3 protein-coding genes are annotated in these 5267 nt (G+C 71.8%); 1 reads left to right on the top strand and 2 read right to left on the bottom strand.

Going from position 1 to position 5267, the window contains the following annotated elements; genetic code table 11:
• Positions 1 to 217: 217 nt before the first annotated feature.
• Both lspA and ACYVE9_RS14680 read right to left on the bottom strand, forming a co-directional pair.
• A complete protein-coding gene (lspA, locus tag ACYVE9_RS14685; protein WP_461028283.1) occupies positions 218 to 754 on the bottom strand; it encodes a signal peptidase II in 537 nt (178 codons plus the stop codon).
• A gap of 58 nt (positions 755 to 812) precedes the next feature.
• Complete coding sequence (locus ACYVE9_RS14680) at positions 813 to 1277, bottom strand: TraR/DksA family transcriptional regulator (RefSeq protein WP_461028282.1); 465 nt, start codon at positions 1275 to 1277, stop codon at positions 813 to 815.
• A 762-nt stretch (positions 1278 to 2039) separates the two neighbouring features.
• On the opposite strand from ACYVE9_RS14680, the gene ileS reads away from it, so the two are divergent.
• Positions 2040 to 5183, top strand: coding sequence for an isoleucine--tRNA ligase (ileS, locus tag ACYVE9_RS14675; protein WP_461028281.1), 3144 nt, complete (start codon positions 2040 to 2042; stop codon positions 5181 to 5183).
• The last annotated feature ends 84 nt before the right edge of the window (positions 5184 to 5267 follow it).

Below are 5267 nucleotides of genomic sequence, written 5' to 3'. Positions count from 1 at the left end.
CGGCCCGGTGTGCGGCGGGGGCCGCGACCCGGTGGAGCTGGCCGAACTCGCCGACGCGCCGTTCCAGCCCGGAGGCCGCTACCAGGCCGGGGGCGTGGCGGTGGAGGTGACGGGCCGGTCCGCGGACGGTTACACCGTCCGGATCACCCACTCGTCCGCCGAGCCGCCGACCCGCTGAGCCACCGGTCGGCAGACCGCCCGGCGGCTGCTCCCCCGGTCAGTCCCGGTGGACCGTGCCGTCGGGGTCGAGGCCGCGGAAGGAGAGAATCACGATCAGGATGCCGCCGCAGACGATCGCGGAGTCCGCGAGGTTGAAGACGGCGAAGTGCGCCGGCGCGATGAAGTCCACCACCGCGCCCTGGAACACGCCGGGTGAGCGGAAGATCCGGTCGGTCAGGTTGCCGAGGGCACCGCCCAGCAGCATTCCGAGCGCGATCGCCCACGGTGTGCTGTACAGCTTGCGGGCGATGCGGAAGATCACCACCACGACCACGGCGGCGATGGCCGTGAAGACGAAGGTCAGTGCCTCGCCCATGCCGAACGCCGCCCCCGGGTTGCGGACGGCCTGGAACCGGAGCAGCGTGCCGAGGACCTCGATCGGCGCGCGCCCCTCCAGTTTCTCGACCACGATCACCTTGCTGATCAGGTCGAGCGCGTACGCCACCACCGCCACTCCGAGGAGTACGCCGATCCGGCGCCTGCCCCGGGGGCGACCCGTCGCGTTGTCCGCGGCCTGATCCGGCGCTTCGTCGATGGCCTGCTCCGCCTCTGCTGTCACGGGATGAGAGTACGACACGCGCCCCCGGCAGGGGCTAGCGGCGTTCCTGCTTCTGCTTGCACTCGACGCACAGCGTGGCCCGGGGGAACGCCTGCATGCGGGCCTTCCCGATGGCGTTGCCGCAGCCCTCGCACAGTCCGTAGGTGCCGGCGGCGAGCCGCTCCAGCGCCCGTTCCGTCTGGTGGACCACCTCGCGGGCGTTCTCAGTGACGGCCATCTCGTGCTCGCGGGTGACGTTCTTGGTGCCGGTGTCGACCTGGTCGTCCCCGGCGCCGTCGCCGGAGTCGCGCAGCAGACCGGTCAGCGCGGCCTGGGACGCCTCGATCTCCTCACGCAGCCGCGCGGCCTCGGTCTCCAGCTCCTCCTGCGCCTCCCGCATCTCCTGCTCGGTCCACGGGTCCTCCCCGGCCCGGACGGCCAGGTCACCGGCGGCGGCCGTGGACACCCGGGCGGTGGGCACCGCCGAGGGCTTCTCGGTTGTCGTCTTCTTCGCAGCCACCGTCATTGCTCCTGTCTGCTGGGCGTCCGCCGCACCAGCGGTCACCTGCTGTGTCGCGACCCTGTCGGTCGCGACGGTCCCACCGGCCGCTGCCACGGCCGTCCTGCCTGCGCTGCGCCCGGTGGCGTCCGGTGTGCCCGGCCGCCACCGACCCCGTCTCGGTGGCTTCTACACCGATCGTCGAAACCTCACGCATGGCTTCCCGGTGGCCGCCGCGTCCTCCGCGGTCGGCTCCCCGGCCGTGCGTTCCGTCGCCACTGCCGTGGCGCAGCCGTCCACAGCCGTACTCGCCGCCATGCCACCCTCCGCCACACGTGATCTTCTTGGTGAATCGTGCCGGAACGATAAATCGACTCCGGGCACTCGGCAACGGGGCACGCCGGTCTGGAACCTTTGTGCCCCGCCCGGCGGCGGGAAAACCGCTCAGCAGCGGTTCCCGGCGGCCCGTACACTGGGCGCAGCGAAAGGCATCGATGGGGACGAGTAGCGTCCGTGAGCGGCCAGGAGCGACCCGGGGACGGTGCGAGCCCGGGGGTTGGCGCGACGTGAAGATCACCCCGGAGCCGCCGGAGGAATGCCCGCTGTGCGGGTGAGTAGAACCGGCACGCAGGGTCCGTCCCGGCAGGACGGGTCCGTCCCCCAACGAGGGGGCGGCGGGCAGCGCGCCCACCGCCAAGGAGGGTGGTACCGCGGGAACCGCGCCGCACGGCGACGGTCTCGTCCCTCCGACGGAAGAGACCGTGTCCGCCGGAGGAACGCCCGATGAGTTGGACCCCGCAGTACCGTCAGGTCCCCGCCCAGGTCGACCTGCCCGCCCTCGAGCACGCCGTGCTCGAGTTCTGGCGCGACCAGAAGATCTTCGCCCGCTCGCTGGAGCAGTCCGAGGGCCGCCCCGAGTGGGTGTTCTACGAGGGGCCGCCGACCGGCAACGGCATGCCGGGCGCCCACCACATCGAGGCGCGGGTCTTCAAGGACGTCTTCCCCCGGTTCCGGACGATGCGCGGGTACCACGTGGCCCGCAAGGCCGGCTGGGACTGCCACGGCCTGCCGGTGGAGCTCGCCGTGGAGAAGGAACTCGGCTTCAACGGCAAGAAGGACATCGAGTCGTTCGGCATCGCCGAGTTCAACGCCAAGTGCCGCGAGTCGGTCACCCGGCACACCGACGCCTTCGCCGAGCTGACCCGGCGCATGGGCTACTGGGTGGACCTCGACGACGCCTACCGGACGATGGACCCGCAGTACATCGAGTCGGTGTGGTGGTCGCTCAAGGAGATCTTCGGCAAGGGCCTGCTCGCCCAGGACCACCGGGTCGCCCCCTGGTGCCCGCGCTGCGGAACGGGCCTGTCCGACCACGAGCTGGCCCAGGGCTACGAGACGGTCGTCGACCCGTCGGTGTACGTGCGCTTCCCGCTCACCTCCGGCCCGCTGGCCGGTACGGCCGACCTGCTGGTGTGGACGACGACGCCGTGGACGCTGGTGTCCAACACCGCCGTCGCCACGCACCCGGAGGTCCGCTACGTCGTCGCGACCGACGGCGAGCAGCGGCTGGTCGTGGCCGAGCCGCTGCTGGAGAAGGCGCTCGGCGAGGGCTGGACCGCGACCGGGCAGGCGTTCACCGGCGCCGAGATGGAACGCTGGAGCTACCGCCGCCCCTTCGAGCTGGTCGGGATCGAGGGCGCGCACTTCGTCGTCAACGCCGACTACGTCACGACGGAGGACGGCACCGGCCTGGTGCACCAGGCCCCGGCCTTCGGTGAGGACGACCTCGCCGTCTGCCGCCGGTACGGCCTGCCGGTGGTCAACCCGGTGCGCCCGGACGGCACCTTCGAGGAGGGGCTGGCGCTGGTCGGCGGGCAGTTCTTCAAGAAGGCCGACGAGGCGCTCGTCGCGGACCTCCAGGAGCGCGGGCTGCTCTTCCGGCACCTGGCCTACGAGCACAGCTACCCGCACTGCTGGCGCTGCCACACCGCGCTGCTGTACTACGCGCAGCCGTCCTGGTACATCCGCACCACGCAGATCAAGGACGCGCTGCTGCGGGAGAACGAGAAGACGAACTGGTTCCCCGAGTCGGTCAAGCACGGCCGGTTCGGCGACTGGCTGAGCAACAACGTCGACTGGGCGCTCTCCAGGAACCGCTACTGGGGCACGCCGCTGCCGATCTGGCGCTGCGCCGAGGAGCACTTGACCTGTGTCGGCTCGCTCGCCGAGCTGTCCGAGCTGTCGGGGACGGACCAGAGCGGCCTCGACCCGCACCGGCCCTACATCGACGAGGTCACCTTCCCCTGCACCGCCGAGGGCTGCGCGCTCACCGCGCAGCGGGTGCCGGAGGTCATCGACGCCTGGTACGACTCGGGTTCGATGCCGTTCGCACAGTGGGGCTACCCGTACCGCAACAAGGAGCTGTTCGAGCAGCGCTACCCGGCGCAGTTCATCTCCGAGGCCATCGACCAGACCCGCGGCTGGTTCTACACGCTGATGGCGGTCGGCACGCTGGTCTTCGACAGGTCCTCCTACGAGAACGTCGTCTGCCTGGGCCACATCCTGGCCGAGGACGGCCGCAAGATGTCCAAGCACCTGGGCAACATCCTCCAGCCGATCCCGCTGATGGAGCAGCACGGCGCCGACGCGGTGCGCTGGTTCATGGCCGCGGGCGGTTCCCCGTGGGCGGCACGCCGGGTGGGGCACGGCACGATCCAGGAGGTGGTGCGCAAGACGCTGCTGACGTACTGGAACACCGTCGCCTTCCAGGCCCTCTACGCCCGGACCGCCGAGTGGGCGCCCTCCGACACCGACCCGGCGCCGGAGCAGCGCCCGGTGCTGGACCGCTGGCTGCTCAGTGAGCTGCACGCGCTGGTGGACCAGGTCACGGTGGCCATGGAGAACTACGACACCCAGCGCGCCGGCAAGCTGCTGTCCACCTTCGTCGACGACCTCTCCAACTGGTACGTCCGCCGGTCCCGGCGCCGCTTCTGGCAGGGGGACGCCGCGGCGCTGCGGACCCTGCACGACGTGCTGGAGACGGTGACGCGGTTGATGGCGCCGCTGGTGCCGTTCATCACCGAGCGGGTCTGGCAGGACCTGGTGGTGCCGGTGACACCCGGCGCCCCGGAGTCGGTACACCTGGCGGACTGGCCGGTGGCCGACCTGGACGTGGTCGATCCGCAGCTGTCCGGCGACATGCTGCTGGTGCGGCGCCTGGTCGAGTTGGGACGTGCCACCCGTGCGGAGTCCGGCGTCAAGACGCGGCAGCCGCTCTCCCGGGCGCTGGTCGCCGCGCAGGGCTTCGAGCTGCTCGACGACGAGCTGCGCGAGCAGATCGCCGAGGAGCTGAACGTGAGCCGGCTGGCGTCGCTCTCGGAGGTCGGGGGCTCGCTGGTGGACACCTCCGCGAAGGGCAACTTCCGTGCGCTGGGGCGGCGGTTCGGCAAGGGCACCCAGCCCGTTGCCAAGGCCATCGCGGCGGCCGACGCCGCCGCGCTGTCGGCCGCCCTGCGGGCCGGCACGGCCGCCGTGGAGATCGACGGTGAGACGGTGGCGCTCTCCCCCGAGGAGGTCATCATCACCGAGACGCCCCGGGAGGGCTGGTCGGTCGCCTCCGACACCGGCGCGACCATCGCGCTCGACCTGGAGATCACCCCGGAGCTCCGCCGGGCCGGGCTGGCCCGGGACGCGATCCGGCTCATCCAGGAGGCCCGGAAGAACTCCGGGCTGGAGGTCGCCGACCGGATCGCGCTGCGCTGGCAGGCGGCGGACGAGGAGGTGGCCACCGCGCTCACCGAGCACTCGGCGCTGATCGCCAACGAGGTGCTGGCGACGGACCTTTCCGAGGGTGAGGGGGAGGACTCCTTCGGTGAGGTCTTCCGGGACGAGTCGCTGTCCCTGTCGTTCCGGCTGCGCAAGGCCTGAACCGCCGGGCGGACGCGGCCGTCTGCCCGGGGCCACCGCGGTACCGTCCCGCCCCGCCCGCCGCGAGGACCGCGGCGGGCGGGG

It is taken from the genome of Streptomyces sparsus, from assembly GCF_054776295.1.
The sequence above is the reverse complement of the archived record's forward strand: the minus strand, read 5'-3'. Positions and strand labels throughout refer to the sequence as shown.

Bases quoted from the DNA above. Each gene is read 5' to 3' on its own strand.
- ileS (WP_461028281.1), top strand. From the start codon at position 2,040: ATGAGTTGGACCCCGCAGTACCGTCAGGTCCCCGCCCAGGTCGACCTG.